Source organism: Nostoc sp. CHAB 5715, from assembly GCF_020829685.1.
GTDB lineage: Bacteria > Cyanobacteriota > Cyanobacteriia > Cyanobacteriales > Nostocaceae > Nostoc.
Genome location: NZ_JAIVFR010000861.1, coordinates 1 through 3,250, shown reverse-complemented (window position 1 = coordinate 3,250; position 3,250 = coordinate 1). Strand labels below are relative to the sequence as shown.

Below are 3,250 nucleotides of genomic sequence, written 5' to 3'. Positions count from 1 at the left end.
GTAGACTAAAGATTTTTGGATATATATTTAGTCATCTTCAGATGACTTTTGCTATTAGCAAGGAACTTCAGTTCCTTGCGGGACATAGCTTTCGCGTTAAGTTCCCAGTCAAGAAATTCTCAACAAGATGGTTTCTGTAGCTCGTTCTGTTAGTGGGGCTACAGATGTTAATACTGACCAAGCCACGATTGGCTAGGTGTTAAGCAATTTAAAATTCAATAGTGGCAAAGGTATTGGTTGGGGCGATCGCTCCCATTGCATAATATTTAGGGAGTAAGCAACGGTTAGCGATGCCTGCGGCGGGCTACGCCTACGCTAACCCACCTCTCAATCCAATCTAAAATAGCTTGGTTGACTTGTTCAGGGCATTCATCATGGGGACAATGACCCACGTTTTCTAAATTCAGCACTTCCAACTTTTGGTTATATTGGGCAAATTGGCTAGCAAGGGCTGGCGGAACAAACCGATCCTTTTGTCCCCAAATTAACAACATCGGAATTGTTAAGGTTGGTAATACTGTCTTGACACTGGGACTAAAGTTAATTCCGATCGCAGCTTTGAACAAAGCACTGAAAGCTCTGGCGGAACCTCTATCTTGGGGAGGCCCTGCTAAAATTTCTATAAGTTCATCGGTAATTGCCTCTGGGTTAGCGTAGGCCAGACTAGCCCAGCGACGCAGCACCCCAGGACGGCGCACGAAGTTAAATACAGGTTTAAGAATCAACGGTGAAGCAACAATATTTTTAATTGCTCTGACAACTGGTTGCAGCACAGGCGGGATTGCTTCTTGCTCTAGCGAAGGGTCGGGTAAACTCATCATCACCATACCCAGCACCATATCGGGGTGAGTGGCGGCGGCGGCCATAGAAATCAGTGAACCGTTGGAATTACCCACCAAAATCGCTGGTTGACGGATAAATGTTTTCCAAAAGTCGTAAACCTGCTCAACCCAGAGTTCGATGCTGTAATTAGCTGCGGCTTTTTCAGAAGCGCCAAAACCCAGCATATCGATGGCGTAAACTGTGTGATGTTCACCCAACACTTCTAAATTATGTCGCCAATGACCAATAGAAGCGCCAAAGCCATGTAGCAATATCAGGGGTATTGTCTTGTGCTGATTTTGGCTTGGGCGAATGTAAGTGTAGCGGGTTTGCCAGCCGCGCCAAACCCAATCCCTTTGATTACCAACCCGTTCCTGCCAGTGTAATGTAGTGGTCACAGTCTCCTTTAATTCATCAGCGTGGAAATACTATTTTGACATCCTTACGCAAAGATTGGCTACGCTATCTTATTTGTCTTTAGAGCAAAGCACCACCACAACTAGAACCACATCCAGCAGTACAACCATAGCAATAAGCAGCAGTTTGTATCTCACTAATCAGGTCTAAACTGTCAGCTTCTAAGAGTTTGCTAACTGTCAAGATTTCACCATTGCGGTTTTTCGCAGGTAAATTCATCATTTGGTTAAAGTCGCAATCATATACATTGCCTAAATAATCAATTGAGAGTTCATCGCGGCACATTAAATGTTCAACTGTGCCGGGATTAAAATGCGACTCTAAAAACTGCAAATAGCTGGTGTACAGTTTTCGCCGTTCTAAATGCATTTTGGTTCTACCAACTGGTAGGTTGGTAATGGTGAAGAGGTTGCTAAACACAATATTAAAATGTTCTTGTAAGAACATTTTGTAATCTCGTTCTAGGTTGGTCTGTTCGGGAGCTAAGGAAAATTTTTCATCTGTGGGTAACTGGGGATTAAATACCAAGTCCAAAATTAAATTTGGCTCTTTACCATAGCCAAGTTGGTTAAGCCACTGCAAAGCTTTGACTGAACTATCAAAAACACCAGCACCGCGCATTTTATCAACATTATCTGCTAGGTAGCAGGGTAGGGAAGCCACAACTCTGATTTGATGTTGAGCAAAGTACTCTGGTAAATCAGTAAATCCATCTGCAAAATAAATGGTCAAATTAGACCGGACAATCACCTGCTTACCAGTTGCTCTTGCTGCTTCTACCAATGGCTTAAATCCATAATTCATTTCTGGTGCGCCACCAGTCAAATCCACAATTTTAATTTCGGGAAATTTATGGATTAGCGAAATCAATTGTTCGCAAACTTCAGGAGAAAGTTCTTCTGTACGTTTTGGCCCAGCTTCGACATGACAGTGTGTACAGGCAAGGTTACAACGCTTACCTAGATTAATTTGTAAAACAGTAATTCCTTTTTTTTTCAAAGGAGAATTGAGTTTATTTTTAAATGGTGTAACTGTTGAATTTAATGTAATTTTTGATTGAGTTTGCATTAATTACTACTCCTTAAATATGGCAAAAAATATATTCAATTATTTATTTTTTAACTTTGCAATAATCTGTAGGTTATTCCACTAATAATTGCAGCAATTGGTAAGGTTAAAACCCACGATAATGCTATCTGATAAAAAACACGTATATTGGCTTTTTTACCATTCAAGCCTACTCCAAAAATAGAACCAACTGAAACGTGAGTGGTGGAAACCGGAAGCCCAAATCGACTAGCTGCAATGACTAGAATTGCAGTTACTATATTTGCTGATAAGCCTTGAGTATGATTCAATGAGGTAATCTTTTCACTCATGGTGACAGCAACTTTTTGAGAGTTGAGTAAACCGCCAAGTGCCATTGCGATCGCAATCGTGATCATTCCTCCCTGAATCGAAAAATACTCAATAACTAGAATGAGTGAAAAAATCTTGGGAGTATCATTTAATCCTCTCACAAAACTGACAATACCAGCACTAAGAAAATGGCAAGTATCAATTATTTTTTGATTGACTGGTAGGTTCCATTTTGAAATGATATAGTTACATAAGCTGTAAATTCCTGCCCCCAAAGGAATAGCAATAATTGGACTGAGTAATAGAGGCAAAATAAAAGAAGTTCCCAAAGCTGTAAAATTAACTTGGAGTCCGATCGCAACTAATCCAGCGCCAACCAGCGCACCTGTTAAACTGTGAGTTGTGGAAATTGGCAACCCCATGAGGGTGGCTATCAGTACAGTTAAACAGGTGCGCTGGTTGGCGCTGGATTAGTTGCGATCGGACTCCAAGTTAATTTTACAGCTTTGGGAACTTCTTTTATTTTGCTTTCCATCTGCCTTGCATATTTTTGCGGTCTGACATCAGTTCTGTATTTTACCTGCTGATTTGCTCTTTTCTTAAATACCTGCCCTTGAAAGCGCCCCCTGCCCCCGATCTTCACATTCCCCTA

General features: G+C 41.2%; 4 protein-coding genes and 1 pseudogene. 1 reads left to right on the top strand and 4 read right to left on the bottom strand.

Annotated elements, in window-relative coordinates; genetic code table 11:
- Positions 1-100 precede the first annotated feature (100 nt).
- A pseudogene (locus LC574_RS32625) lies at positions 101-196 on the top strand (phospholipid-binding protein); the annotation flags it as partial.
- 88 nt (positions 197-284) lie between these two features.
- On the opposite strand, the gene LC574_RS32620 reads toward LC574_RS32625, so the two are convergent.
- The 4 genes from LC574_RS32620 to LC574_RS32605 form a co-directional block, all read right to left on the bottom strand.
- A complete protein-coding gene (locus tag LC574_RS32620; protein ID WP_229457737.1) occupies positions 285-1,220 on the bottom strand; it encodes an alpha/beta fold hydrolase in 936 nt (311 codons plus the stop codon).
- A gap of 79 nt (positions 1,221-1,299) precedes the next feature.
- Entirely contained in the window at positions 1,300-2,307 is a 1,008-nt protein-coding gene (arsS, locus tag LC574_RS32615) for an arsenosugar biosynthesis radical SAM (seleno)protein ArsS (protein ID WP_229457736.1), read from the bottom strand.
- 50 nt (positions 2,308-2,357) lie between these two features.
- Entirely contained in the window at positions 2,358-3,020 is a 663-nt protein-coding gene (locus tag LC574_RS32610; RefSeq protein ID WP_229457735.1) for an inorganic phosphate transporter, read from the bottom strand.
- Positions 3,021-3,040: 20 nt separating this feature from the next.
- The gene (locus LC574_RS32605; protein WP_229457734.1) at positions 3,041-3,241 is read right to left on the bottom strand and encodes a hypothetical protein; all 201 of its coding nucleotides are present in this window, start codon (positions 3,239-3,241) and stop codon (positions 3,041-3,043) included.
- Positions 3,242-3,250: the final 9 nt, after the last annotated feature.